The sequence below is a fragment of the Pseudomonas viridiflava genome (assembly GCF_001642795.1).
Taxonomy (GTDB): Bacteria; Pseudomonadota; Gammaproteobacteria; order Pseudomonadales; family Pseudomonadaceae; genus Aquipseudomonas; species Aquipseudomonas viridiflava.
In genome coordinates this window covers 326,413-351,726 of sequence record NZ_LKEH01000027.1, presented here as the reverse complement: position 1 = coordinate 351,726, position 25,314 = coordinate 326,413, and the positions used below count along the sequence as shown (strand labels likewise).

The following is a 25,314-nucleotide window of genomic DNA, read 5'->3' as shown; positions in this document are numbered from 1 at the left end:
GGTGATCAGTTTGCAGCCACCTGATCCCGCTCAGCCTGCAGGACCAGCGCCTTGAGCGAGGCATCGAACTGTTTCAGGGCAGTGACCTGCAGTTCGCGCTGCTGGTCGATCTGCGCGGCGATTTCAGGAGCGGCCTTGCCCTTGACCCAGACTGAAGGCATTGCCTGGCCGGTTGCGCCTTCTGCCTTGCCGATGTACTGCAGGTTGGCGTCGTAGAAGCGCGCCAGATAACGCGCTTCCACCTGATTGTTGCGCTTGCTCACCAACTGGTTGTAAGTGTCGAGCATCACCACCACGTCAGGCCGCGCCTGCATCACTGCGTCCAGGTTGTCGTAGACGGTCACCGAGGCGAACTCTTTCTTCAGCGAACCGGTGAGCCAGTCGATGGCCAGCTTAGGATCGGAACTGTTGATGAACGCGTCACGAATGCGCGAATCCAGCGCAGGGTTTCGCGCAGAGCGCTGGGCAACGGCATGATAGTTGTTCAGGTACTCGAGATTACTGACGGTGTTTTCGCTGTACAGCACGCCGACCGACTGCGAATGCTGAAGGCTGGCAGGGCTGTCCGCTACCGGCTGGAAGTGGCAAGCCTGGGCGTTATCGAGAGCAGTGGCAGCGGAAACGGACGACGTGGCCAGAGGCGCACTGATCAAGACAGCGACAAAAGTCAGCAGGTTGAAAATGTTCATCGTTCGTTTCCTTCTGTACGGAGCAAGTGGCTATGACGCCATCCTCCTCCTTTGCCGAAAAAACAGAACTTGCCTTTCTTGATGGTGACTATCGATTGAACGAATGATAGTAGACGGCCATGAACTGCGGGCGTCTTCTGCATAAATACTTCAAATATTCATATCGACTTTCACCGCTGCCCGAATGGCCTCAAGCAGCATCATGCACGCCGGATTGTCATTGTCGGTCCGCCAGACCAGATGCAGTTCGCTCTGCACGCCCTCGCCCAGGTCGATCTCGCGAAACACCACGTCTTTGAACACCACATTGGTCGCGCAGCGCGGCACCAGCGCCAGGCCCATACCGGCGTTCACCAGCGCCAGAATCGTCAGCGACGAGCCGAGCCACTGCACATAATCCGGAGCAACACGGGCCGAACGGAACATGCCGGTCAGCAGCTCGTTGAAGGGCGGATAGGCCGAGTGTGAGTACATGAGGAATGGGGCACCGTCCAAATCTTCAACCGCGACCGTCGAAGCCCGAGCCAGAGGGTGGTTGCCCGGCACCGCGAGTACGAATGGCTCGCGCACCAGACACTCGGTCTCGTAGCCCGGCTGAAACAACGGAGCCCGCACAATGCCCAGATCAATGCGCCGCGCCCTGAGCGCTTCGTGCTGCTGGTAGGTGTTCATCTCGGTGAGGGATATCTTGACCTGAGGCTGGTTGAGACGCGCCTCGGCGATCACCTTGGGCAGGAATTCGTACACCGCGCTGCCCACGAAGCTGATCGTCACCGAGCCGATATCACCTTCAGCAAAGCGTCGTGCCGAAATGGCCGCCTGCTGGGCGCGCTCCAGCAGTGTCTGCGCCTCAATGAAAAATGCCCGCCCTGCGGCAGTCAGGGCCACGCTGCGGGTGCTGCGCGTGAACAACTCCACGCCCAGATTGTGCTCCAGCAACTGGATCTGTCGGCTCAGCGGCGGCTGAGTCATGTTCAGTCGCTCGGCCGCTCTTCGAAAATTCAATTCCGTGGCGACGGTGGTGAAACAGCGCAGTTGGGCCAGCTCGAACATTGATTCATTCCAGGTATCAATCAAATCAATATCTAGATTAGACGGGAATAATCCCAGCGTCCATGATCGGCTCATCCCCAAAAAAACAATGAATGGGAGTTGCCTCTTGAATACCGTCCCTCATGCTTCGGACCCCACGGTGCTTGCTCGTGCGGCCAGCAAGGTGAAGCGCCACGTGCTGCCGCTGTTCGTGGTGATGTTCATCGTCAATTACATCGACCGCGTCAACATCGGCTTTGTGCGCAGCCATCTGGAAACCGATCTGGGCATCGGCGCAGCGGCCTACGGGCTGGGCGCCGGTCTGTTCTTTGTCGGCTATGCGCTGTTTGAAGTGCCTTCCAACATGCTGCTGCAACGCTACGGCGCTCGCGCCTGGCTGACCCGCATCATGTTCACCTGGGGTGCGGCCGCCATGGCCATGGCCTTCGTTCAGGGCGAAACCAGCTTCTACGTGCTGCGTTTCGTGCTTGGTGCCGCCGAGGCTGGTTTCTTTCCCGGGATCATCTATTACTTCACCCAATGGCTGCCTGCCAGTGACCGTGGCAAGGCCATGGCGTTGTTTCTGAGCGGTTCGGCCATCGCCTCGGTAATTTCCGGGCCGCTGTCCGGCGCGTTGCTGGGCATCAGCGGCCTGAGTCTGCATGGCTGGCAGTGGATGTTTCTGATCGAAGGTTTCGCCTCGATTGTGCTGTGCGGGTTCGTCTGGTTCTGGCTGCAGTCGCACCCTCATGAAGCCAAATGGCTGACCGAGGAAGAAAAGACCACGCTGGTCAACGCCATCGCCGAGGAGCAGCGCGCTCGGGAAGCCACGCAAACCGTCCGCCCTTCAGTGTTCAAGCTGCTGGCGGATCGGCAGATCATCCTGTTCTGCTTCATCTACTTCTCGGTTGCCCTGACTATCTACGGCGCCACGTTCTGGCTGCCGAGCATGATTCGCAAAATGGGCAGCCTGAGCGACTTCGAGGTCGGGCTGTTCAACTCGGTGCCGTGGCTCATCTCGATTGTCGCCATGTACGGTTTCGCTGCTCTGGCTGCGCGCTTCAAGCATCAGCAGGCGTGGGTCGCCGTGACGCTGGTGATCGCTGCATTCGGCATGTTCATGTCCACCACCGGCGGGCCGGTCTTTGCCTTCGTCGCCATCTGCTTTGCCGCGATTGGCTTCAAGGCTGCGTCGGCGCTGTTCTGGCCGATTCCACAGGGTTATCTGGATGCCCGCATCGCCGCCGCAGTCATTGCACTGATCAACTCCATCGGCAACCTGGGCGGCTTCGTTGCCCCTACCGCGTTCGGTTTTCTGGAGCAGACCACCGGTTCCATTCAAGGCGGTCTGTACGGGCTTGCGGCCACCTCGCTGCTGGCGGCCATCGTGATCTTCTTCGCCCGCACCACCCCGCGAGGTGATGCGCGCCGCCCGTCCAGGGCTGAGGCGGCGACCTCGCAGGCGACCGCCCCGCTCGGCACCCACTCCAGCATCAAACCCTGATCAACCGGGAGACAGTCCTTTGAAAATCATTCGTGTCACCGTCACTCCCATCGCCTTTCGCGATCCACCTCTGCTCAATGCCAGCGGCATACACGAACCCTTTGCCCTGCGCTCGATCATCGAAATCGAAAGCGACAATGGTTACATCGGTCTGGGTGAAAGCTATGGCGATGCCCCGGCACTGGCGATTCAGCAGCAGGTGCAGAATCAGTTGATCGGCCTCGACCCGTTCAACCTCAGCCAGTTGCGCAGCATCGTTCAGGCAACTGTGGCGGCCCACAAACCGGCCAGTCTGGCGGGTGCTGAACTGGCGCCCGGCTCCCACGCCAGCAAAGCCGTGAGCAACGCCTATTCAGCGTTCGAAGTGGCGTTTCTTGACCTGCAGGCGCGTTCGATCAATGTACCGCTGGTGGATCTGCTCGGTGGCGCGGTTCGTGACCAGGTGCCGTTCAGTGCGTACCTGTTCTTCAAGTACGCGCAGCACGCCGATTCGCCTTACGCACCGGACAGCTGGGGCGAAGCGCTGAGCGAAGAACAGATCGTCGCTCAGGCGCGGCGCATGATCGAGGCTTACGGTTTCAAGAGCATCAAGCTCAAGGCGGGCGCGCTGGACCCGGCGCACGAAGTGTCCTGCATCAAGGCCCTGAAGAAAGCCTTCCCCGGCTATCCGTTGCGCATCGACCCCAACGGCAACTGGTCGCTGGAAACCTCGATCCGCATGGCCGAACTGCTGGGCGACGACCTGCAGTACTACGAAGATCCGACGCCGGGCCTGGACGGCATGTCCGAGTTGCACAAACGCACCGGCCTGCCGCTGGCGACCAACATGGTGGTCACCGACTTCGACGAATTCCGCCGCAGCGTTGCGTTGAACAGCGTGCAGATCGTGCTGGCCGACCATCACTACTGGGGCGGACTGCGCGACACACAGGCACTGGCGAAAATGTGCGACACGTTCGGGCTGGGTGTATCGATGCACTCCAACTCGCATCTGGGCATCAGCCTCATGGCCATGACCCATGTCGCTGCGTCCGTGCCTAACCTCGACTACGCCTGCGATACGCATTACCCATGGCAGGAGTCGGACGAGGAAGTCATCAAGGGCGGCAAGCTGCCCATCGTCGACGGTTGCGTAAAACTCACTCGCGAACCAGGCTTAGGGCTGGAACTGGATTATGACCAGCTCGGCAAGCTCAACGACCAGTACCTGAGCTGCGGCATCCGCCAGCGCGACGACGTGAAGCAGATGCGGAAATACAAACCGGAATGGAAGGCTGTGAAGCCGCGCTATTGAGAGACAGGCAAATCTGAAGGCCCCGTCCTCCGGGGCCTGATCACCTTAGCTGCACCACGACCTTGCCCTTGGCCCTTCCCTGCTCGACATACGCCAGCGCCTCGGCGGTCTGCTGGAACGCAAAGGTACGGTCCAGAATCGGCTTGATGATCCCCGCCTCGATCAATCGGGTAATTTCCTTGAGCTGGGCGCCGCTCGCGCGCATGAACACGAAGCTGTAGGCAACACCGTGTTTGCGGGCCTTTCTGCGGATGCCATAACTCAACAGGCGCATCACCTGCTTCAACACCCCGTTCAGTTTCTGCTCTTCAGCAAATTGCGGTGTGGGCGGACCGGAAATAGAAATCAGATGACCGCCCGGCTTGAGCACTCTGAGCGATTTTTCCAGTTCGTCGGTTCCCAAACTGTTCAGCACCACGTCATAGCCCTGCAGCAAGCTTTCGAAGTTCTGAGTCTTGTAGTCGATCACCACGTCAGCGCCCAACGCCTTGACCCACTCGACATTGGCAGTGCTGGTCGTGGTCGCAACGAAGGCGCCCAGGTGTTTCGCGAGCTGGATGGCAATGGTGCCGACGCCGCCGGAACCTGCGTGTATCAATACCCGCTGGCCTGCCTGCACCCTTGCGGTTTTCACCAGCACTTGCCAGGCGGTCAGCGCCACCAATGGAACGGATGCCGCCTGCACCATGGTGAGGTGCGCAGGTTTGAGCGCGATGGAATCTTCGCGCAGGCAGATCAACTCCGCAAAACTGCCCATGCGTTCCTCCTCGGGCCGCGCATACACCTCATCGCCAGGCTTGAAACCTTTGACGTCCGGCCCGACGGCCACCACGATGCCCGCCACATCGTTGCCCAGCACCAAGGGCAGTTTGTAAGGCAGGATCGGTTTGAATTCGCCGTTGCGGATCTTGACGTCCAGCATGTTCACACCGGCCGCATGAACCTGGATCAACACGTCTTTTGGTCCGATGACAGGATCAGGCCTCTCGCCAATCCGACCGACTTCCTTCTTTCCATACCGGTCGATGATGAATGCTTTCATGGGTGTTCAATTCTCTTTGAATACAAATGGCTCGGCTGCTTATTGCGCGAGGTGTCTTTCACGGCGCTGGACGAACAGGAAGCCCATCGAAAACAGCACTTCGATCGCCACCGCCGCCAGAATTCCCGGATTCGCATACCCCGATAGCAGTTCGAATACACCAAGTGCGGCGAGGGTCAGGCAGGCCGTGACAAAACCTGTGACCAACGCCGAACGGGCCACAGAAGGCGCAGCGTTTCTGGCCAGAAAGAGCATCACGCCCAGGCCCAGGTACAAAGCGGCTGCACGACGGCTCACCAGCCCGGCCTCGCTGGAAAAACCGACTCCCCAATTCGCCAGCATCTGCGCAGGCATCAACATCCAGGCAACGGCAAGCGCCCAGAACACAATGGCGCTCATGGCAGCGAGATGACGAAACTTCATGGCTGTTTACTCATGTGGTGATGACTGGCAAATGGAATGCGCGGTCTTCCCGGCGCAAGGCATCAGGAAGCGGTCTGATAACGCTGCGCGACCTCGGCCTGGCGAATTTCGCCGAGCAGAGCCTGACGCGCAGTCTGCAGTGCATCCCAGCGGGCATCGTCACGCAGCGGCGGGATGGTGATCGGTTCACGGCGGTCAAAGCCGACCAGCGCCGCATCCACTAGGTCGTGCACTTCCATGATGTCCGGCAGCGTGTTGATGTCGATACCGGCGCGCTCCCAGATCTCGGTACGGGTGGCGGCGGGCAGCACGGCCTGCACGTAGACACCCTTCTCCGCCAGTTCCAGGCTCATGCCCTGGGACAGGAACACAACGAACGCCTTGGTCGCGCCATAGATCGACATGCCGAACTCCGGTGCAAGACCGACGACGGAGGCGATGTTGACGATAGCGCCCTCTCCCGCCTGCACCAGCCGTGGCGCGATGGCGTTGGCCAGCCGGGTCAGTGCCGTGATGTTGAGGGTGACCAGTTGATCGATGCTGGCGGACGTCTGATCCAGAAAGCCACCGCTTTGGGCAACACCAGCGTTATTGATGAGCACGCCGATGCGGGCGTCATCGCGCAGACGTGTCTCGACGGCGGCCACGTCGTCGTTGCGGGTCAGGTCAGCCTGCAGCACATCGACGGCGACGCCGTGTTCTTCACGCAGACGGGCCGCGAGAATGTCCATGCGCGCCTTGTCACGGGCGACCAGCACCAGATCGTGACCGCGGCCTGCGAAACGATCGGCGTACACAGCGCCGATGCCGGTGGATGCGCCAGTGATGAGAACAGAAGGAAGTGCGGTCATGGGCGTGCTCTCTTGCAGAAAGAATCATTGAGGTGCCCAAGCGATGGTCGCCTGGACTTGCCACAATGATGATGATCGGCATCTTATTCGTCAACAACTTTAATGACGGTTAACATCAATGCTATAGTGCGTGCATATTGGATCGCATACACACAGAGGCATCTCATGAGGGTCACCAAAGCGCAGGCGCAAGCGAACCGCGCGCACATTGTCGAAACGGCATCGGTGCAGTTTCGCGAGCACGGGTATGACGGAGTGGGAGTGGCAGACCTGATGGCCGCTGCAGGCTTCACCCATGGCGGGTTCTACAAGCACTTCGGGTCAAAGTCCGACCTGATGGCTGAAGCGGCTGCCTGCAGCATGTCGAAAATCGTGGAGCAGTCGGCGGACGTCAGCCCTGCCCGCTTCCTTGAGTACTACCTGAGCCGGGAACATCGCGATGACGTTGCGACCGGCTGCACAATGGCCGCTCTCGGCGGCGATGCATCGCGCCAGTCCGACGACGTCAAAAACGCCTTCGCCAACGGCATTGAACAGTTGCTGAAAAACATGGCGCCTGATGCGGCGGCGCAGGAAGCGGACCCCAAGGCATCACGGGCAGCGCTGCTGGACATGCTGGCCCATGCGGTGGGCGCGATCATGTTGTCACGCGCCGTGCCGAACGATTCGAAACTGGCAGACGAAATACTCGAAGCCTGCCGGGCAACGATGCTCGTTCAGGCCGAAAAATTGTCTTGAGACGTTCCTGCTTCAGCTGGGCAAGGCCGGCGATACTAAACCGGCCGCCCGGAACACCCGACGCGTCAGGATTCAAATAACCGGCTCAGGCACGCCAGCTTCTTTTTGTACGACTTGCGAGCCTGCAAGGCGTCTTCAAGGGTGACGGCCACGAAACGCGCCTTCTGATTGGGCTGCATCTGCCCGATCAGGTCGAGGTCGGCGCTGATCACCGTGCCGATCATTGCGTAGCCGCCGCCGGACACCGCGTCGCGATGCAGCACGATGGGTTCCAGCCCGGCCGGCACCTGAATCGAACCGATCGGATAACAACTGTCGACAATGTTGGAGGGATCGGAGCCAGCGCCAAACGGTTGCTCGCGTGGCTGGAAGGTCAGCGCCTTGCCGCCTTTGAAGCGATAGCCGATGCGGTCTGCCTCGGAACCCACCGTCCAGGATTCGGAAAAAAAGCTGGTCGCCGCATACTCCGTCAGCCGCTCGTAGTACAGCCCCGGCACCACGCGCAGATACACCTCACCGCCCAGCGACTGACGCAAGGCCATCGGCAGACTGGCTCCCGCCCGGCCTTTGCCACTGGGTACACCGATTGCCAACTGATCGTCAGCAGCCAGACGTCGCCCTTCAAAACCGCCCAACGCGCCCAGCGTGTAGGTCGAACGACTGCCCAGCACCACCGGCACATCGATACCGCCTGCCACCGCCACATAAGCGCGAGCGCCATCCTTGGGAAAATCGAAACGCAGTACCTGCCCCGCTTTCACTGCGAATGCCGTGTCATGGTGCATATCGACCCCATCCAGGCGAGGCGTCATGTGCGCGCCGCACACCGCGACCAATGCGTCGGACTGAAATTCCAGTTCAGGCCCTACCAGCGTGCATTCCAGACCCGCAGCGCCCGGCGGATTGCCGACCAATTGGTTGGCTGCGCTGAGCGCATATTGGTCCAGTGCGCCGGAAGGCGGAATGCCCAGGTGGTAATACCCTTCGCGGCCCAGATCCTGAACTGAAGTCGCCAATCCCGGTTTAAGTACCTTGATCATGCCAGCACCTCCTGCAGCGAAGCCGGATAACCGGCCGGGTCGGCGAGAAAGCTATCGAGAGAGAACTCGACCGGACGGATGCGCAGATCGAATCGACCTGCGCCCACTTCGGCAACAGCAAGGTCGTAAGCCTCACGATCGATGGGTTTGAACTGAACGATATCGCCGGGCCTGAAAAACACCATGTGCTCTTTCAGATACGCCAATTGTTGCTGCGGGTCGTAGATCGGGGCTGGCGTGACGCCGAACATCTGGTAGCCGCCTGCTCCGCGCACCGAGTAGATACAGCCAAAGCAGCCGCCATGACCGAGGGTCAGTTTCGGCGTGTCGGTGCGCGGACGCAGGTATTTGGGAACCTGCAACTGACGCTCGCGCTCGACCATCTGAAACATGAACGGCAGCCCGGCCACGAAGCCCACCATCGACACGAACCACGGCGCGCCGCTGTGAGCCGCAATGAAGGCGTCGACGTCGGCCAGATTGTTGATCCGTGCGGCATACTCCAGGTCCGTGCCGCTCGGGTCCTGATGACGGTCGCGAAAGCGCATCAGGGTCTCGTGGGTCCAGGGATCGTTATAAAGCACCGGAATCTCGATGATGCGGGTCTGCAGCGTGCGCTCTGCGACCGCACCTGCCTCTGCGGTTCTGACGGCATCGAGCAAAGCATGGGGCGTAATCCGGTCCGGATCAAAGCGGATCTGGAATGAAGCATTGGCCAGACACACGTCCAGCACGCCATCGAGTTGCAGGCGCTCCACAGCACGGGTCACCGCCATGCCCTTGAAGAAGGCTTCCAGCGACATGCTTTCGCTGACCTCGGCAAACAGGTGTTCGTCGGCACCGAAACTGTAGCGAATCGGATCGTTCATGCCCGCCCTCCGCTGGATTGATAGTCGGCCATGTCTGTTCCTCTTGGATGGGTTGGAGAACGGCAGGCAAACGGTAACGGGACCCGGCATCTGTGTGCCGGTGTCCTTGCAGGGTTATCGGGGCGCTTTCACCAGAATACCGGCATTGTCCAGCGCCCTGCGTGTCGCTTCGGCCAGATCCAGCGCACCTGGCGTGTCGCTGTGCAGGCAGATGGAGTCGAACTCGATGGCCAGATCCTCTTCCTCGACGGTCTGCACCACGCCTTCCTGACAGGCACGCAGCACCCGCGCCGCCACTTTCGCCGGATCGTAAGCCTGCACGTTACGGGTAAAGACAATCGAGCCGCTGAGATCGTAAGCGCGGTCGGCGTAGAACTCACGGATGACCGGCTGCCCCAGTTCCTGCGCGACTCTGCAGATGACCGAGCCTGGCATGCAGTAAAGCAACAACGCAGGCTCTACGCGCTGCAGGTTTTCGACCAGCAAACGGGCCGCTTCCTCGTCACGGGCCAGGTGCATGTAAAGCGCACCGTGGGGTTTGAAATGTTGCAGCGTTACGCCCTGGGCGCGCGCGATCTCTCTCAAGGCGCCCAATTGGTAGAGCATGTCGTCCACCAGTTCCTGCGCCGGAGCCTGAATATGACGACGGCCGAACCCGACCAGATCGTGAAACCCCGGATGCGCCCCGACGGCAACTCCAAGACGCTTGGCCTGCTCGACCGTACGACGCATGGTGCCGGGGTCGCCCGCATGAAAGCCGGTGGCCACATTGGCTGAGCTGATGAATTTCATGAGTTCGGTGTCCACGCCATCACCGATGGTCCAGGCACCGAAGCTTTCACCCATGTCCGAATTGAAATCGACTGTCCGCATGTCGCACCCTCCTGACATGAAATTGCGATCTGACGCAGACAACGTTAGATTTCTCCCGACCCCTTGGGTAGATCTATTAACAGATAACCCTTTATCTATAAATCAGATGGCCTGCCTGAAGGAAAGACGATGTCCCTCACCCTTCGCCAGATTCGCTATTTTGTCGCCACTGCAGAGATCGGCCAGATATCCCAGGCGGCCATTCACCTGAACATCTCCCAGTCAGCGGTGACCACAGCAATCAAGGAGCTGGAGCACATTCTCGGAAGTCTGCTGTTCCAGCGTTCGGCACAAGGCATGACGCTGACCGACGCCGGGCGGCATTTTCTCAACCGCGCCTATGTGATCCTGCGCAGCGTCGACGATGCCTTGAACAGCCCGTTGCCTGACGTGCGCGCCAGCGGGCTGCTGCGCCTGGCCGCGAGTTACACCGTGATCGGCTATTTCCTGCCCCACCACCTGCAACGGCTGGAACACTGGCATCCGGACGTATCCATTCAGGTCCATGAGCAGGAACGTCAGGCCATCGAACAGGGTTTGCTGGAGGGCTGTTTCGACATGGCGGTGGTGCTCACCGAGAACATCACTCACCCGGATATCGTTTCCGAAACACTGTTCAATTCCGAGCGTCGCCTGTGGCTGCCCAGCCATCATCCGTTGTGCCAGCGTGATGTGGTGAGCCTCGCGGATGTGGCCAAAGAGCCATATATCCTGCTCACCGTCGACGAAGCGGAGCAGAGTGCCATGCGCTACTGGGAGATGGCCCGCCAGAAACCCAGCGTGCGGGTGCGCACCAGTTCGGTCGAGGCGGTACGCAGCATGGTCGCCAACGGCAGCGGCGTGGCCATCCTGTCGGATCTGGTGCATCGGCCCTGGTCGCTGGAAGGCAAGCGCATCGAAACCATCACGGTGACAGACAAGGTTACGCCCATGAGCGTGGGCCTCGCCTGGCATCGCGAGCGCGCGTTCAGTCCGGCGATGCAGGCGTTTCGTCAGTACTTTCACGACGCCTTTCTGGCCCCGCAACAGCTGTCGGCGCGCCGTTAACGCGCATTGACAGGCGCATGCTCGGCCATCAGTTCCGCAACCCAATCGATGAAGGCCCGGACTTTGGCGCTGACATGCCGGTTCGGCGGAAACGCTACGTACATCGGCATCGAGTCCATACGCCAGTCTTCGAACAGCGGCACCAGATCACCACTGCCAAGATGAGGCCGGACCATGTAGTCGGGAAGCCAGATGACACCCATTCCTGCCAGCCCGGCAGCCAGATAGGCATTGCCGTCGTCCACCGCCAATACGTAACGACCGTGGACATGCACGCTTTCCTCACCACGATGCATGGCGTAAGGCAGCGCCTTGCCGGTGCGTGCCCACAGATAACCGACAATCCGGTGATGCGAGTTCTCGAGGTCCTTCGGATGGTCCGGCGTTCCCATGCGCTGCAGATAGCCGGGCGTCGCGTAAATGCCCAGCCGCAGATCCCCGACCCGTCGTGCAATCAGCGACTGATCAGTGATCTCTCCGCCACGCAGCACACAGTCCACGTTCTCTCGAACCAGATCGACGACCCGGTCACTGGCACCCAGGTCGATCTGGATGTCGGGATAGCGCGCGTGAAAGGCAGGCAATGCCGGCATCAGCAGCAGGCTGGCGAAGGGGCTGGGGACGTCCACGCGGAGTCGGCCCCGAGGCAATGCCGCAGCACTGGACAGGCTGGTCTCGGCATCGTCCATGTCTGCCAGCAGCTGTATCACACGCTCGTAATACGCAGCGCCATCCGCCGTGACGTTGACCTTGCGCGTGGTGCGATTGAGCAGCTTGACCCGCAGACGGGCCTCAAGCTGTTGCACCAGTTGCGTCACGCTGGTCTTGCTCATGTGCAACGTGCCGGCGGCCTTGGTGAAGCTGCCAGTCTCCACCACTCGCGCAAACGCCTGCATCGCATCGAACCGATCCATTCTCGCCCCGTGTTTATGCCTGATTGTTTGGGATTACCAAACAGTGATGACTACAGTTGCGCGTTTATCCGTCCAGCGCAAGCGCCTAAAGTCGATCCATCTTGAATGACAGGTCACTGCGACCTTTGGATGGAGAAAGCTCATGACACAGCGTGACGTGGTATTCCCGACAGGCCGCCAGGCCCTTTATGAACGCAACCGCTATTCGCCAGCAGTGCGCGCCAATGGTCTTCTGTTTGTTTCCGGTCAGGTCGGCAGTCGCGAGGACGGCTCGCCGGAACCCGATCCGGACAAGCAGGTGCAACTCGCGTTTCGCAACCTGAATGCCGTGCTGGAGGCGGCCGGATGCACATTCAGCGATGTACAGGACGTCACCTTGTTCATCGTCGATCCGGAGAAGAAATTCGAGCACATCTGGAACACAGTCGTGCCGCAGTACTGGGGGCAGGCACCCTATCCGACCGTCACCGCCGTTGGCGTGACCTGGCTTTATGGCTTTGAATTCGAGATCAAGGTGGTTGCAAAGCTGCCTGATGGCAGAGTGAACTGATCGAGTGAGCAGCGGCCAGACTAGCGCTGGCCGCCTTTTCGATAACTGCGGATAGGCACGACACGGTCATGGTCGTCGGGGACCGTCGGCTCTTCGAACTGACTGAAGAACTGACCGGATATCACATCATCGAGAAACTGCTTCTGTTCGTCAGCAACGCGCTGCCTGGACGAACGAGCGTTTGCGTTTGCCAGCCAGATGGCGCGACGTTCGATCGCTACAGTGATAAACGCCCTTCTCTCTTCATCCGACATCTTCATCAGATGATCACACGTATTTTCAAGCATGCGGACCGCCAGATCCTGCTCGAGCTGATCCTCATCCGTGAACATCAAATGCCAGATAAAATCGAAAGAGAGTTCGGCGAGGGTACGCATGGATGCAATCCGTGTTGTCTGAGCCTGCGAGATTCGCGCTTCGCCAGCGTTTGGTCAAGCTATATAAAGGTATGATAAGCGCCATAGAAACCGGGGCCTGCAGGCCATGGCCGGGTTGTTTGAGCAGGTTCTATGGGTCGTGGAAACACTAGCCCTCAAACGCAGGATTCTCGATCAACAACGCCATCCCCTGCCCGCCGCCGACGCAGGCAACGGCAATGCCGTATCGCAGATTGGCGTCGCGCAACTGGCGAGCCAACGTCATGACCAGCCGCAGCCCGGTTGCCGCCAATGGATGCCCAAGGCCAAGCGATCCGCCGTGAACATTCAAGCGATCCCTATCGAGCTCCAGCGTCTGGGCAACGGCGAGCACCTGAGCGGCTTGCGCTTCGTTGATTTCCAGGCGCCCGATATCGGCGAGCCTCAAGCCGCTGCGCTGCAACAGCAACTGAATGGCCGGGGCCGGGCCGATGCCCATGAATTCGGGAGGCACGCCCACCACGGCACTGGCCAGCAGATGCGCCAGAACCGGACCGTCCGTTTCCGACGCCCTGCCCACCAGCGCTGCCGCTGCGCCGTCGACCACGGCGCAACTGTTGCCTGCGGTCTGTACACCGTCGGCATGGATGGAGCGCAGCCTCGACAGCGCCGCCATATCAGTAGCGCGCGGGTGGCTGTCTTGCGACACGCTGTCCACGCCGCGCGGCAACTCGATGGCTCTGGGCTGATAACCGTCCAGCACGAACTGCTCGGACGTGACGGCCACGATCTCTGTGCCAAACCTGCCGCTGACCTGAGCCTGAAGCGCTCGCTCATGGCTCAAGAGCGCGTAGCCATCCACTTGCTCACGAGTGAGACCGTGGCGCCGTGCAAGGTGGTCGGCGGTGGCGATCATGTCCATGCCCGGCGCCGGGTCGTACAGCGCTTCCCAGAGAAAATCCTTGAACTGAACACCAGCGCCCAGGTGAAATCCGTCGCGATGGGTGTAGGCGGCAATCGGATTGCGCGACATGGATTCAGCTGCGACACACAGCGCGAGCTGTCCGCCTGCACCGACGTGCACAGCAGCCTGACGCAACAGTTCGAAACCGGTCGCACAGATGCGCTGCACGCCCAGTGCCGGAACGCTCTGCGCCACGCCGCTGTACAGACCGATGTGTCTGGGCAGCAGGTAGGCGTCAAAACTGGCCTGCGCCATTGATCCGGCCAGCACGGTATCGACCCGCTCCGCCTTGATAGCGGCCCGAGCCGGGACCTCACGGCCGACCTTTATGCCCAGATCGATCGGCGACACCTGCGCCAGCGCGCCGCCTAGATCGATCCACGGCGTGCGCACCGACTCGATGATCGCCACGTCGCTGAAGGCCGAATACTGCCCGTTCATTTCAAAGGGCCGGCACGCAGCACGTCGGGTTCTTCGCCGCGATACAGCGCATCGACGATCGCTGCACGCCACTGCAGCACGGCACGCTGGTTGATCGAGCCCTTGTCGGTGATTTCTCCACGGTCAATCGATGCGGGCTCGACCAGCAGGCTGATCCATTCAAGACGACTGGCGTTGCCGGTGGCATCACGGTTCAAGCGAGCCAGCCAGTCAGAGAACCACTGGCGAACCGGTGCGCTGGTCAGGACCTCGGCATCACTGGCATCGGCACTCAGCCCCGACAGTTGGCGACAGTCGTGCAGCCTCGGGAACACCAGCGCGCCCAGGCATTCCCGATCTGGCGCGGCGATGACCACATCCTGCACATAGGGCGAGCCATCGAGTACCGCGCGGTTGCGCATCGGGCCGACGCTGACAAACACCCCGGACGACAATTTGAAATCCTCCGCCAGACGGCCATCGAACATCAGGCCCAACTCTGGCGCTGTCGGGTCGGCGAGTTTTATCGCGTCACCGGAGCAGTAAAAGCCGTCTTCGTCGAACACCTCGGCGGTCTGCTGCGGCGAGCGCCAGTAGCCCGGCATGATGTGCGGCCCACGAAAGCGACCCTCCAGCTTGCCGTCCACCGGCACCAGCCGCACTTCGCAACCCGGCGCTGGCAGGCCGATGTAACCGGCCATGGACAGCGGCCCCGTAGTGAAAGTGCAGGACGGCGCGGCCTCGGTCATGCCCAGCCCGGCCATCATGCGGATGCGCTCGCCGCAATGCAGCTCCGCAACCCGGTCGAGCCGGTCCCAGATGCTTTGCGACAATCCGGCGGCGGCGAAGAAGAACAGTTTCATACGCGAGAAAAATCGGTCGCGCAGCTCGGCGTCCTGCTCCAGCGCGTTGACCAGTTCCTCCCAGCCCTTGGGTACGGTCAGGTAGGCAGTCGGCGAAATTTCCTTGAGGTTGCGCAGGGTTTCAGCGAAGCCCTGAACCGTGGGTTTGCCGTTGTCCAGATAGAAGGTGCCGCCGTTGTAGAGCACGATGCCGACGTTATGGCTGCCACCAAAGGTATGATTCCACGGCAGCCAGTCCACCAGCACCGGAGGTTCTTTGCCAAACACCGGAAAGGTCTGCAGCAGCATTTGCTGGTTGGCGCAGAGCATGCGCTGGGTCGTGACCACGGCCTTGGGCAGCTTGGTGGAGCCTGAGGTGAACAGAAACTTGGCGATGCTGTCCGGCCCGGTGGCGTCGAATGCAGCCTCGGCTTCGGCGCCGCCGGGTTGTACCAGCAGGCTGTCGAATCGGATATGGGATCGCCCGGCGAGCTGACCACGCACGGTGATGACTGGCGTATCGGCGGGAATCACCGCGTCGATGGCACGCTGGAAAGGCGCTGCATCGCTGACGAATACCAGACCCGGCCGCAACACGCCGCAAACGTGGCGCAACTTGGCGTAATCCTGGGACAGCACCGAGTAGGCAGGCGACACCGGGCAGTAGGGAATGCCTGCGTACATCGCTCCCAGGGCGATTTGCAGGTGTTCGATGTCGTTACCCGACAGCAGCGCCAGCGGCTTTTCGGCCGACAGCCCATATTTAAGCAGGCTCTGGGCAATGGCGCGCACGCTGTCCAGCATCTCGGCATAGCTGACCGTGCGCCAGCCACCCAGGCTATCGCGGGCGGCGACGAAGGTCTGTTGTGGACGCACATCGGCCCAATGCACCAACCGGTCAAGCAAGCGCCTGGGCAACTCGGCCAGCGGTTCAAGCGAGCGCATATGCAGGACGCCCCGCTCTTCGCGCACTTCAACGGCAGGATGGCCAATGCTCACCTGACGGTAGCGTGGCGGGTTGACTTCGGTGTGCAGCGTTGAGGATCTTGGTTCGGAACTCACGAGCGTCTCTCCGTCAAGGCACGCGCACACCGAACGGCACATGGCGGTTCGTGGCGAGCGTGGCAGCGGCTGGCTGCGGCCTTGTTATTGTTGTGCCTGACTGGTCAGCACTGACACCCCTTATCAAGGTGCACGCACCGACATAAACGGTTCAGATCGGGTAGTGCCGCGGCCCGTTTTGCAACGTCACCCAACGCAACTGAGTGAAGTGCTCGATCGATGCCTTGCCGCCGAAACTGCCATAACCACTGGACTTGACCCCACCAAACGGCATCTGCGCCTCGTCCTGAACAGTGGGACCGTTGATATGGCAAATGCCCGACTCGACCCGCTGCGCCAGTGCCAGAGCGCGAGTGGTGTCGCGACTGAAAATCGCCGCCGACAGGCCAAATTCCGAGTCGTTGGCCAGGCGCAGCAGCTCCTCGTCCCCTTCCCCACGAATCAGCACCGCAACCGGCCCGAAGGACTCTTCGCGATACAAACGCATGCTGTCGGTGACATCGTCCAGCAAGGTGGGCTGCAGGATGCTGCCCTTGAGCTGTCCGCCAGCAATCAGTTTTGCGCCCTGGCTTACGGCGTCGTCGATCAACGCCTTGATACGCGTTCCCGCGCCGACATCGACCAGTGAACCCAGCACAGACGTACTGTCGTCCGGAGGACCTGCCCGCAGCGTTTCGATCTTGGCCGCCAGTTTCGAGACAAAGGCATCGGCTACTTTGCGGTCTACGATCAGGCGTTCGGTGGACATGCAGATCTGGCCCTGATTGAAGTAGGCACCAAATGCAGCGGCCTCTACGGCAGCGTCCAGATCGGCATCGTCCAGCACCAGAAAGGGTGCCTTGCCGCCCAGTTCCAGCAAGGCCGGTTTCAGGTGGCGGGCCGAAAGCTCGCCGACGATGCGTCCCACATGAGTGGAACCGGTGAAATTGACCCGACGCACCGCTGGGTTGGCGATCAGCCGCTCAACGATGGCGGGCGCATCGGCCGGTGCGTTACTGATTACATTGATCACCCCGTCGCCCAGTCCCGCGTCCTGCAGCACCTGACCGATCAGGCGATGCACGGCCGGGCTCAGTTCGGAGGCCTTGAGCACCACGGTATTGCCGCAGGCCAGCGGCATGGCGATGGCGCGTGTGGCCAGAATCACCGGCGCGTTCCACGGTGCAATGCCCAGCACCACGCCACACGGCTGCCGCAACGCCATGGCAAAGTTGCCGGGCACATTGGAAGGAATGATCTCGCCATTGATCTGGGTCGTCATCGACGCGGCTTCACGCAGCATGTTGGCCGCCAGATGGACATTGAAGCCATACCAGTTGGCCATCGCACCGGTCTCGCCCGCTGCAGCAATGAATTCGGCGCTGCGCGCCTGCAATTGCTCGGCCGCCTGCATCAGGCGGGCACGACGCTCACCTGGCGCCATTGCTGACCAGGCCGGAAACGCAGCCTGAGCAGCGGCGACCGCGGCATCTGCGTCTTCAAGGGTGGCTGCGGCGACGCGCGAAACCACTTCGCCCGTCACGGGATTGCGACGATCGAAAGTACGTCCGTCGCGGGCGGGGCACGACTGGCCGCCGATCAGCAGGGGCACGTCCAGCATGGTGATTCCTCTTTATTCTATTTATCGGGAATACAGTGCAGCGTTTGATCACGTTAGCTTCAACAGGTCATCCGGCATAGCGGGCCATGCCGGATTCGTGTCAGCGCTTGTAGGCCTGCAGGCCCGGCTTGATGCTCTTGTCGTCGAGGAACTGTTTCATGCCCTGCTCGCGACCGCCTTCCTTGTCCAGCAGACGCGATTGATCGAGTTTGGCGTACAGGTAATCCTCGTTCTGCTCCCAGGTGAGTTCGCGGCAACGCTTGAAGCCATGTTTGGCGGCGCGCAGCACGACCGGATTCTTCTCCAGCAGATTGAGCGCCAGATCGATGGTCACCTGACGCAGTTGCGCGAGCGGCACGCTTTCGTTGACCAGGCCCATCTCGGCAGCCTTGCGGCCATCGAAGGTCTTGCCGGTCATGATGTAGTAAAGCGACTGACGATGGCCCACGGTATCGGCCATGGCTTTGCTGACCAGATTGCCCGGCGGAATGCCCCAGTTGATTTCCGAAAGACCGAAGGTGGCCTCATCGGCACAGATCGCCAGGTCGCATGCCACCAGCGGACTGAAACCACCCCCGAAGCACCAGCCGTTGACCATGGCGATGGTCGGCTTGGCGTACATGCGCAGCAGTTTCCACTGCCACTGGGACGCTTCGCGACGAATCTTCTCCTGAAGGATTTCCGGACCGGCGTCCACTTCACGGAAATACTCCTTGAGGTCCATCCCGGCGGTCCAGGCATCACCGGCACCGGTCAAGACCAGTACGCCGGCCTCAGGATCCTGTTCGAGCGTTTCCAGCACATCGATCATCTCCCGGTTCAGCGTAGGGCTCATGGCGTTGCGTTTTTCCGGGCGGTTGAGGATGACCCAGGCAATGCCCTGCTCGATTTCGACCTTGACGGTGGTCCAGCGGCCTTCGTACGTGCTCATCGTGGTGCTCTCTTGTTTTGATTGGAAGATGAATCAAACCTAAACCGGAAAATTAGTTATGTCAATTAACTGTTATTAACCTTAATTAACATTTACCGCACTCCATTCGGATATGCTGGTCACAACTGCGAATGCCCATGGCCTTCGCCCGCGAACACCGGCACACTGCCGAAAACATTGCTCATCACCCAAAAGGACTGGATTTTCAATGGCCAAGCCATCCGACATCGCCACCCTCTGCCCAACCGCGGCACAGGTTACCGAGGCGTCGTTGCCTATGGACTCCGCACTGGACGACCTGATCGGTTACGCCATGCGCCGGGCACAGCTCAAACTTTTCCAGAACCTCATCGCACGTTTGTCGAGTCACGACCTGCGACCCGCGCAATTTTCTGCGCTGGCGATCATCGACAAGAATCCGGGCCTGATGCAGGCCGACCTGGCCAAGGCGCTGGCCATCGAGCCACCGCAGGTCGTGCCGCTGCTGAACAAGCTGGAAAGCCGCGCATTGGCGGTCCGTCTGCGCTGCAAACCGGACAAGCGGTCGTACGGGATCTTCCTCAGCAAGACCGGCGAAACGCTGCTCAAGGAACTGAAACAGATCGCTGCGCAAAGCGATCTGGATTCCACGTCGGCCTTGAACAGTCAGGAGCGCGAAGAATTGCTGCGACTGTTGAAAAAGGTCTACCAAGCCTGAGGCCAGGCACGCCAGCGCCTGTCGCTGGCGGCATGTTTGATTGGAAAACCTGCTCGCGACGGCGTTTACAATTCGTGCAGAAAATTGAGCACGACCTTGTTCCCTTCCGTACGGTTCTCGGCACCCTGCTCGAAGTAGCTGTTGACCGTCAGCACGTTCTGCTTGCTGAACGCGTAAAGAAACCCAGGCCCGATGGCCCAGACCTTTTCCTTGCGGCCACTCACGTCGTGCCCGTCTACCTGAGTGTCGGTGAACTGCTTGAGCCAGTAGCCATTGAGGCCCACGGAAAGTTGCTCGCTGACGGCGTACTGCAGGGTCAGATTGGCGTGCAGGGCCTGTCCGGCCTGGGTGTCGGAGGCGTTGCCGAAGCCAGCCTGGGGGTCGTCGTTCTTGCCGTTCCACAGGTACATGAAGCGGCCGCTGGCCGACCATTTTGGCGAGAACCAGTAAGTCGCGGCGTAGTAAGGGTTGAACGACCAGAAGTTGCTACCGGGGTTGATTGATCGATTGCGGTCGTAAGCGCCAACCGGAATCGCAATGTCAGCCTCGACCCGCTGGGTCAGCAGCGGACTGCCATCGGCATTTGAAATCGTCGGCAATTGCAGAAACGGGCCGATGATCAAATCACCAAACCCGGCTCTGGAGCTGAGGGCCGAGTTGCCCAGACCGTCATCGACGTCAACGTGCGCCAACGACGTGTTGATCGCCGTAATGCCGGGCATCGCGCCATTGGCCAGAGGGGGTGCGACGTAGATGAGTTGGGTGGTCAGCGCCAGTACTTCAACTTCCTGCTTGGGTAACTGCAACTTGTTGCCATTGACGTCATTGAAACGGTCGGCCTTGGCGAAGTTGGCGTACTCCTCCAGATACCAGCCCGGCCCGTCCGGCGCGGGAGAACCATCATAAAAGCTGGTGTTGCCCAGATTGAGACCGGGCAAGTCATAAGCGTGAGCGGTTGAAGACAAGGCGACCAATGAGGCGGCCACGACGGTACGCAAGATAGACTTCTGCATCTTGTAATTCCTTTGGTTCTTATTGTTGTTTTCAAGGCCCCGATCCCGCGAACGCAGGACCGGGGTTTACATCAACCGAATCCCTTCACACGTAAGTCGCCGCCAACCCTCCATCCACCGGCAGGTTGACCCCGTTGATCCAGCGCGACGCGTCGGAGCACAGGAATGCGATTACTTCGGCGACCTCATCGGCCTGGGCCGGACGCTTCATGCGCGCGCCATCTCTGGCGATGCGCTCTTCACCCAGCATGGTGACGAAGTCTCCCAGAATCGGCGTAAACACCGGCCCCGGCGCCACGCAGTTGATGCGGACCGACTGATCTCTGAACCAGGCCTGTGACTGCTGGAACGTCCAGACGATCAGCGCTTCCTTGAAGTACTGATAGCAGGTCTCCTGGGCCACCGGGTTGGCTGCCAGCCACGCCTGGCCCTCTGCGTAGGTTTCGGTCCTGGCCATTGCCTTGTGCAGTTCCAGACGGTCCGGCCATTGCGCGCCGAGAACCGAGGCGACATTCACGATGCTGCCGCCTGGCGCAATGCGCGGCAGCAAGCCCTGAGTCAGATGGCGCAGCCCCAGATAATTGACCTTGGCCACGACCTCGGCAGGCGCGGTGCCCGGCACACCTGCGATGTTGCACAGCGCGTCGACCTGGGCGGGTAGTTTTTCGATCAGCGCATCGATACTGGCGGGGTCGCCGAGATCGGCCTGAAAAAAGCTGTCCAGGGTCAGTTGCGGTTCGTGGCGGTCAACGCCGATCACTCTGGCCCCCTGGAAGCGTGCCAGCCTCGCCACTTCGGCACCGATACCGGAAGACACGCCAGTCACAATCAGGGTTTTGTTGTTCAGGTTCATAGTCGTGCGCTCTTGTTATTGTGGGTGGAGCCTGTGCTTCTCAAACTGTCGACAGCCTTCAGAACGGGTAAGCCGGCGGCTGATTCTTGACCGTGACCCATTGCCATTGGCTGTACTCGTCCCCGTCGGATGGGCTGCCGACGCTGCTACCGTTGCCTGATGAACCGCGCCCGCCAAAGGAGTTGATGCATTCGTCCGCCACGGTCTGATCATTGATATGCAACAAGCCGCACTTGAGGCGATCACCGATAGCCATCGCCCGGCCCACTGACGGCGAGATCACCGCCGCCGCCAGGCCGTACTCGCTGCGGTTGGCCAGCTCGATCGCCTCTTCATCCGTGGAGAATGACACGACAACCGCCACAGGCCCGAAAACTTCTTCTTCGAAGACCCGCATACCCGGTTTTACATGGCTGAGCACGGTCGGACGATAAAACAGGCCATCGTATTCGCCGCCGGTTTCCAACTGCGCGCCCCCCTCTATGCTCTCGCTGACCAGCCCATGCACATGCTGCACCTGGCGCGCATTGATCAGCGGCCCCAGTGCGGCCTCCCCGCGCGCGGCGTTGCCCACGGTCAAGGCTCGCGCCTTATCCGCGAGCTTGCGCGTAAACGCGGCTGCAATGGATTCGTGGACCAGAATCAACCCGGTCGCCATGCAGATCTGGCCCTGATGCAGCCATGCGCCAAACGCCGCGTTGCCAGCCGCCAGGTCCAGATCGGCATCTTCCAGAATGATCAGCGGGTTCTTGCCGCCCAGTTCCAGCGAGACCTTCTTGAGGTTGCGCCCCGCCGTCTCACCGACCTTGCGGCCCGCAGCAGTGGAGCCCGTGAAGGTGATCATTTGCACGTTGGGGTCGCGGCACAGGGCCTCGCCCGCATCCGCAGCGCCTGGCAACACATGCAGCAGGCCCTTGGGCAGACCGGCCTGTTCGAACAGGCGGGCAATCAGGAAACCGCCGCTGACCGGTGTCTGCGGATCCGGCTTGAGCACCACCGCGTTCCCCGCGGCCAGTGCAGGCGCAACCGTGCGCAACGACAGGACCAGTGGAAAGTTGAACGGTGAAATCATCCCGATCACGCCATGCGGTACACGTCGCGCGTACGACAATCGTCCCGCCGCGCCGGGCAGCATCAAGCCGTGCCCATGAGCCTGAGACAACATCCCTGCCGCCTGGCGCAGCAATACGATGGCCTCACGCACCTCGTGCTCACCCTTGTGCAGGCTGCCGCCGGTTTCGCGCGCCACATACAACGACAACTCATCGAAGGAGCGGACAGCCTGGTCGGCGGCCAGCAAAAATATTTCCGCTTTCTCGCGAGGTCCCATCGCGGCCCAGGCGGGCTGGGCCAGTGCCGCCTCACGACAGGCGACCGCGATATCGGCGGCATCCGCCATGGCGGTGTTCATCAGCAATTCACCGGTGGCGGGCTCGATCACCGGACGCAACGGCGCCGATGACGGTACCCAGCCACCGTTGAAGATACAGTTGGATGCGATTGCGGGTTGCAGCAAAGACACAGGCTCAGACACTGACATGGTGAAACTCCGGCTTTTATGTTTGTAATCGCCGCGCCCCGAAGAACGGTCGCTTGCGCCGTGCTGAGTCCTCAGCAAACGCTGTGCCGGTTTTGCCATCATGTGGTCATATTTGTGCGCGACCGCTCTGGATCCAACGCTTGCGCCCTGTTTTGATATGTCGAGCATCACATCCGAACGAGTGGACGTTCGATCGGGCTTGTTCATTTGATTAAGTTATGCTTTATAACTATATGAGCGCTTCATCATTTCGATCACTCAAGGCCTGGGGCATAACAATGACTAACCCTCTTCGCCATCTTTCCGATCAGGATTTCGCCGCCGAGCGTTTTGCGCCGCAAGGCGACAGCGCCGGGTCGAACCCCGGTCAGTCCCCCACGTCGGAGGAATTGACCGGATGCCTGTTCTTTTCCCCTGACGACGGCCGCATCTGGCTCAACGACCAGCGCATGCTTCTGCTGCACAGCTCGTCATTCGGCACCTTGCGTCGGGAAATCATCGAACGCCTGGGTCTGGAGCAGGCGCGTGGCATGTTTACCCGCGCCGGTTATCTCTCCGGCGCACGGGATGCCAGACTGATCAGAGAGCGCTGGCCGCATGCCGATGCCACTGCGGTTTTCCGTGCCGGCACACATTTACACACCCTTGAGGGCATGGCCAAGGTCGAGCCGCTGCATTTCAAGTTCGATGCGAAGTCGGGGTTCTACGAAGGCGAATTCCTCTGGCACCACTCCTGTGAAGCCGACGAACATCTTGCGTCCCACGGCATCAGCCAGGATCCGGTGTGCTGGACCGAAATCGGTTATGCCACCGGTTTCGTCAGCGGGCTATTCGGGCAGATTGTGATATTCCGTGAGGTGGAATGCCGCGGCATGGGCCACAACTGCTGCCGGGTGATCGGCAAGACCGCCGAGCAATGGGGCGATGTCGAGCGCGACCTTGGCTACCTGAGCGTTGTCTCCTCCAGCGCGCCACACAACCCAGCGGCACCTTCTGCAGCGCCCTGGAGCGAAGCGCCCTCTACAGGTACCGAACATCCGTTGATTGGCGCAAGTGCCGCGTTCAATGCCGCCAGCCAGGCACTGCAACGTGTTGCCATGACCCCCGCTACCGTATTGTTTAGTGGCGAGTCAGGTGTGGGCAAAGAAATGTTCGCTCGCCAGTTGCATCAGCTCAGTCGCCATCGGGACGGGCCTTTCGTGGCGCTCAATTGCGCGGCGATCCCGGACAACCTGATTGAATCCGAGCTGTTCGGTGTCGAGCGCGGCGCCTACACCGGCGCCACCCATTCGCGCCCCGGTCGCTTCGAGCGCGCCAATGGCGGGACTCTGTTTCTCGATGAGATCACCTGCCTGAGCCTCGCGGGCCAGAGCAAGCTGTTACGCGCCCTTCAGGAACGGGAAATCGAGCGGGTCGGTGGCTCCAGCGGCATCAAGGTCAATGTGCGGGTCGTCGCGGCAACCAACATCGATTTACGCCAGGCCGTGGCGCATGGCGATTTCCGCGAAGACCTGTTCTATCGTCTGAACGTCTACCCCATCGCCCTGCCCCCGCTGCGTGAACGCCGGGATGATGTGCCTTTGCTCATCAATGCGTTTCTCGGACGGTTCTGCCATGAATACGGTCGCACACAGGCCGGATTGACCATGCGGGCCTTGAAAACCCTGTTGCGCTACGACTTTCCGGGCAATGTTCGCGAACTGCAGAACCTGATCGAACGCGGCCTGATCGCCAGCGAAGATGGCCAGCCCATCGACCTGATCCATATCTTTCGCAATGAACCGATGCCTGTCGAATCGTATTCGCTGAACCACGAGGGAGGACTTTCGCTGGGCTCAAAGCCCGATGCGGAACCTGCATCCACACTCCTGGACACGCTGGGCCAGCCTGAGGGGTTTTCCATCGACGACCTCGAGCATCGCCTCATCAGTGAAGCGATGGCCAAGAGTCAGGGGAATCTGGCAGCCGCGTCACGGCTGTTGGGGCTCAGCCGTGCGCAGTTTGCCTACAGAATGAAGAAGCATCAGAACGGCTGAGCGCGCGCGTGGGCATGCCGCCCGTGACGCTCCGCGTCACAAATGGCACAGACTGCGGATTCAGTGAGCCGAACGCATGACGTGGATAACGCTGGAGCTTGGGCACACATCTGCGCCACATTCGAGAGCGAACG

24 protein-coding genes are annotated in these 25,314 nt (G+C 60.7%); 7 read left to right on the top strand and 17 right to left on the bottom strand.

Translation table 11 applies throughout. The features are described from left to right. Window positions 1–5: 5 nt before the first annotated feature. Window positions 6–689, bottom strand: a complete 684-nt coding sequence (locus tag AO065_RS16900; protein WP_004882353.1) for a hypothetical protein — start codon at window positions 687–689, stop codon at window positions 6–8. Window positions 690–839: 150 nt separating this feature from the next. Then, window positions 840–1,742, bottom strand: a complete 903-nt coding sequence (locus tag AO065_RS16895) for a LysR family transcriptional regulator (RefSeq protein WP_004882354.1) — start codon at window positions 1,740–1,742, stop codon at window positions 840–842. A 139-nt stretch (window positions 1,743–1,881) separates the two neighbouring features. On the opposite strand from AO065_RS16895, the gene AO065_RS16890 reads away from it, so the two are divergent. Together AO065_RS16890 and AO065_RS16885 are read left to right on the top strand one after the other, a co-directional pair. After that, window positions 1,882–3,225, top strand: a complete 1,344-nt coding sequence (locus AO065_RS16890) for an MFS transporter (protein WP_235811622.1) — start codon at window positions 1,882–1,884, stop codon at window positions 3,223–3,225. Between the two features lie 19 nt (window positions 3,226–3,244). Continuing rightward, on the top strand, window positions 3,245–4,519 hold the full coding sequence (locus AO065_RS16885; protein WP_004882356.1) for a glucarate dehydratase family protein: 1,275 nt from the start codon (window positions 3,245–3,247) through the stop codon (window positions 4,517–4,519). 40 nt (window positions 4,520–4,559) lie between these two features. Here the strand turns inward: AO065_RS16885 and AO065_RS16880 are convergent, their stop codons facing one another. From AO065_RS16880 to AO065_RS16870, 3 genes are all read right to left on the bottom strand, one after another. Next, on the bottom strand, window positions 4,560–5,561 hold the full coding sequence (locus AO065_RS16880; protein ID WP_004882357.1) for an NADP-dependent oxidoreductase: 1,002 nt from the start codon (window positions 5,559–5,561) through the stop codon (window positions 4,560–4,562). A 39-nt stretch (window positions 5,562–5,600) separates the two neighbouring features. Further along, window positions 5,601–5,984 carry a hypothetical protein gene (locus tag AO065_RS16875; protein ID WP_004882359.1) on the bottom strand — a complete coding sequence of 128 codons (384 nt, stop codon included), beginning with the start codon at window positions 5,982–5,984 and terminating at the stop codon, window positions 5,601–5,603. Window positions 5,985–6,046: 62 nt separating this feature from the next. Next, a complete protein-coding gene (locus AO065_RS16870; RefSeq protein ID WP_004882360.1) occupies window positions 6,047–6,835 on the bottom strand; it encodes an SDR family NAD(P)-dependent oxidoreductase in 789 nt (262 codons plus the stop codon). 165 nt (window positions 6,836–7,000) lie between these two features. Between AO065_RS16870 and AO065_RS16865 the strand changes: the two genes are divergently transcribed. Then, complete coding sequence (locus tag AO065_RS16865; protein WP_004882361.1) at window positions 7,001–7,573, top strand: TetR/AcrR family transcriptional regulator; 573 nt, start codon at window positions 7,001–7,003, stop codon at window positions 7,571–7,573. A 65-nt stretch (window positions 7,574–7,638) separates the two neighbouring features. On the opposite strand, the gene AO065_RS16860 is transcribed toward AO065_RS16865, so the two are convergent. The 3 genes from AO065_RS16860 to AO065_RS16850 form a co-directional block, all read right to left on the bottom strand. Further along, window positions 7,639–8,613, bottom strand: a complete 975-nt coding sequence (locus AO065_RS16860) for a 5-oxoprolinase subunit C family protein (protein WP_004882362.1) — start codon at window positions 8,611–8,613, stop codon at window positions 7,639–7,641. After that, window positions 8,610–9,482: a 5-oxoprolinase subunit B family protein gene (locus tag AO065_RS16855; protein WP_004882363.1), complete on the bottom strand. Its 873-nt coding sequence runs from the start codon at window positions 9,480–9,482 to the stop codon at window positions 8,610–8,612. The genes AO065_RS16860 and AO065_RS16855 overlap by 4 nt, the downstream gene beginning before the upstream one ends. Before the next feature lie 114 nt (window positions 9,483–9,596). Further along, window positions 9,597–10,355, bottom strand: coding sequence for a 5-oxoprolinase subunit PxpA (locus tag AO065_RS16850; protein WP_004882364.1), 759 nt, complete (start codon window positions 10,353–10,355; stop codon window positions 9,597–9,599). A gap of 129 nt (window positions 10,356–10,484) precedes the next feature. Between AO065_RS16850 and AO065_RS16845 the strand changes: the two genes are divergently transcribed. After that, complete coding sequence (locus AO065_RS16845; RefSeq protein WP_004882365.1) at window positions 10,485–11,402, top strand: LysR family transcriptional regulator; 918 nt, start codon at window positions 10,485–10,487, stop codon at window positions 11,400–11,402. Here the strand turns inward: AO065_RS16845 and AO065_RS16840 are convergent. Beyond that, a complete protein-coding gene (locus tag AO065_RS16840) occupies window positions 11,399–12,316 on the bottom strand; it encodes a LysR family transcriptional regulator (protein ID WP_004882366.1) in 918 nt (305 codons plus the stop codon). The genes AO065_RS16845 and AO065_RS16840 overlap by 4 nt on opposite strands. Before the next feature lie 142 nt (window positions 12,317–12,458). Here AO065_RS16840 and AO065_RS16835 point away from each other — a divergent pair, with 142 nt between their 5' ends. Next, the gene (locus tag AO065_RS16835; protein WP_004882367.1) at window positions 12,459–12,866 is read left to right on the top strand and encodes a RidA family protein; all 408 of its coding nucleotides are present in this window, start codon (window positions 12,459–12,461) and stop codon (window positions 12,864–12,866) included. A gap of 20 nt (window positions 12,867–12,886) precedes the next feature. Here the strand turns inward: AO065_RS16835 and AO065_RS16830 are convergent, their stop codons facing one another. From AO065_RS16830 to AO065_RS16810, 5 genes are all read right to left on the bottom strand, one after another. Next, window positions 12,887–13,243, bottom strand: a complete 357-nt coding sequence (locus tag AO065_RS16830) for a hypothetical protein (RefSeq protein WP_004882368.1) — start codon at window positions 13,241–13,243, stop codon at window positions 12,887–12,889. Window positions 13,244–13,391: 148 nt separating this feature from the next. Beyond that, window positions 13,392–14,627 carry a thiolase family protein gene (locus tag AO065_RS16825; RefSeq protein WP_004882369.1) on the bottom strand — a complete coding sequence of 412 codons (1,236 nt, stop codon included), beginning with the start codon at window positions 14,625–14,627 and terminating at the stop codon, window positions 13,392–13,394. Further along, window positions 14,624–16,510, bottom strand: coding sequence for a feruloyl-CoA synthase (locus tag AO065_RS16820; protein ID WP_004882370.1), 1,887 nt, complete (start codon window positions 16,508–16,510; stop codon window positions 14,624–14,626). Before AO065_RS16820 ends, AO065_RS16825 begins: the two co-directional genes overlap by 4 nt. Window positions 16,511–16,661: 151 nt before the next feature. Then, window positions 16,662–18,110 (bottom strand): aldehyde dehydrogenase, encoded by a 1,449-nt coding sequence (locus tag AO065_RS16815; RefSeq protein ID WP_004882371.1) that lies wholly within the window; start codon window positions 18,108–18,110, stop codon window positions 16,662–16,664. 100 nt (window positions 18,111–18,210) lie between these two features. After that, window positions 18,211–19,041 (bottom strand): p-hydroxycinnamoyl CoA hydratase/lyase, encoded by an 831-nt coding sequence (locus tag AO065_RS16810; protein ID WP_004882372.1) that lies wholly within the window; start codon window positions 19,039–19,041, stop codon window positions 18,211–18,213. Between the two features lie 208 nt (window positions 19,042–19,249). Here AO065_RS16810 and AO065_RS16805 point away from each other — a divergent pair, with 208 nt between their 5' ends. Continuing rightward, window positions 19,250–19,738: a MarR family winged helix-turn-helix transcriptional regulator gene (locus AO065_RS16805; RefSeq protein WP_004882373.1), complete on the top strand. Its 489-nt coding sequence runs from the start codon at window positions 19,250–19,252 to the stop codon at window positions 19,736–19,738. 65 nt (window positions 19,739–19,803) lie between these two features. Here AO065_RS16805 and AO065_RS16800 read toward each other — a convergent pair whose 3' ends face one another. The 3 genes from AO065_RS16800 to AO065_RS16790 form a co-directional block, all read right to left on the bottom strand. After that, window positions 19,804–20,751 carry a SphA family protein gene (locus tag AO065_RS16800; RefSeq protein WP_004882374.1) on the bottom strand — a complete coding sequence of 316 codons (948 nt, stop codon included), beginning with the start codon at window positions 20,749–20,751 and terminating at the stop codon, window positions 19,804–19,806. 85 nt (window positions 20,752–20,836) lie between these two features. Continuing rightward, complete coding sequence (locus AO065_RS16795) at window positions 20,837–21,604, bottom strand: coniferyl-alcohol dehydrogenase (protein ID WP_004882375.1); 768 nt, start codon at window positions 21,602–21,604, stop codon at window positions 20,837–20,839. Between the two features lie 58 nt (window positions 21,605–21,662). Next, on the bottom strand, window positions 21,663–23,144 hold the full coding sequence (locus AO065_RS16790) for a benzaldehyde dehydrogenase (RefSeq protein WP_004882376.1): 1,482 nt from the start codon (window positions 23,142–23,144) through the stop codon (window positions 21,663–21,665). 278 nt (window positions 23,145–23,422) lie between these two features. Between AO065_RS16790 and AO065_RS16785 the strand changes: the two genes are divergently transcribed. Continuing rightward, window positions 23,423–25,180: a sigma-54-dependent Fis family transcriptional regulator gene (locus AO065_RS16785; protein WP_004882377.1), complete on the top strand. Its 1,758-nt coding sequence runs from the start codon at window positions 23,423–23,425 to the stop codon at window positions 25,178–25,180. The last annotated feature ends 134 nt before the right edge of the window (window positions 25,181–25,314 follow it).

Bases quoted from the DNA above. Each gene is read 5' to 3' on its own strand.
- AO065_RS16860 (WP_004882362.1), bottom strand. From the start codon at position 8,613: ATGATCAAGGTACTTAAACCGGGATTGGCGACTTCAGTTCAGGATCTG.
- AO065_RS16895 (WP_004882354.1), bottom strand. From the start codon at position 1,742: ATGTTCGAGCTGGCCCAACTGCGCTGTTTCACCACCGTCGCCACGGAA.
- AO065_RS16815 (WP_004882371.1), bottom strand. From the start codon at position 18,110: ATGCTGGACGTGCCCCTGCTGATCGGCGGCCAGTCGTGCCCCGCCCGC.
- AO065_RS16840 (WP_004882366.1), bottom strand. From the start codon at position 12,316: ATGGATCGGTTCGATGCGATGCAGGCGTTTGCGCGAGTGGTGGAGACT.
- AO065_RS16795 (WP_004882375.1), bottom strand. From the start codon at position 21,604: ATGAACCTGAACAACAAAACCCTGATTGTGACTGGCGTGTCTTCCGGT.
- AO065_RS16810 (WP_004882372.1), bottom strand. From the start codon at position 19,041: ATGAGCACGTACGAAGGCCGCTGGACCACCGTCAAGGTCGAAATCGAG.
- AO065_RS16845 (WP_004882365.1), top strand. From the start codon at position 10,485: ATGTCCCTCACCCTTCGCCAGATTCGCTATTTTGTCGCCACTGCAGAG.
- AO065_RS16805 (WP_004882373.1), top strand. From the start codon at position 19,250: ATGGCCAAGCCATCCGACATCGCCACCCTCTGCCCAACCGCGGCACAG.
- AO065_RS16855 (WP_004882363.1), bottom strand. From the start codon at position 9,482: ATGAACGATCCGATTCGCTACAGTTTCGGTGCCGACGAACACCTGTTT.
- AO065_RS16875 (WP_004882359.1), bottom strand. From the start codon at position 5,984: ATGAAGTTTCGTCATCTCGCTGCCATGAGCGCCATTGTGTTCTGGGCG.
- AO065_RS16865 (WP_004882361.1), top strand. From the start codon at position 7,001: ATGAGGGTCACCAAAGCGCAGGCGCAAGCGAACCGCGCGCACATTGTC.
- AO065_RS16790 (WP_004882376.1), bottom strand. From the start codon at position 23,144: ATGTCAGTGTCTGAGCCTGTGTCTTTGCTGCAACCCGCAATCGCATCC.
- AO065_RS16800 (WP_004882374.1), bottom strand. From the start codon at position 20,751: ATGCAGAAGTCTATCTTGCGTACCGTCGTGGCCGCCTCATTGGTCGCC.
- AO065_RS16830 (WP_004882368.1), bottom strand. From the start codon at position 13,243: ATGCGTACCCTCGCCGAACTCTCTTTCGATTTTATCTGGCATTTGATG.
- AO065_RS16785 (WP_004882377.1), top strand. From the start codon at position 23,423: ATGACTAACCCTCTTCGCCATCTTTCCGATCAGGATTTCGCCGCCGAG.
- AO065_RS16835 (WP_004882367.1), top strand. From the start codon at position 12,459: ATGACACAGCGTGACGTGGTATTCCCGACAGGCCGCCAGGCCCTTTAT.
- AO065_RS16870 (WP_004882360.1), bottom strand. From the start codon at position 6,835: ATGACCGCACTTCCTTCTGTTCTCATCACTGGCGCATCCACCGGCATC.
- AO065_RS16900 (WP_004882353.1), bottom strand. From the start codon at position 689: ATGAACATTTTCAACCTGCTGACTTTTGTCGCTGTCTTGATCAGTGCG.
- AO065_RS16825 (WP_004882369.1), bottom strand. From the start codon at position 14,627: ATGAACGGGCAGTATTCGGCCTTCAGCGACGTGGCGATCATCGAGTCG.
- AO065_RS16880 (WP_004882357.1), bottom strand. From the start codon at position 5,561: ATGAAAGCATTCATCATCGACCGGTATGGAAAGAAGGAAGTCGGTCGG.
- AO065_RS16850 (WP_004882364.1), bottom strand. From the start codon at position 10,355: ATGCGGACAGTCGATTTCAATTCGGACATGGGTGAAAGCTTCGGTGCC.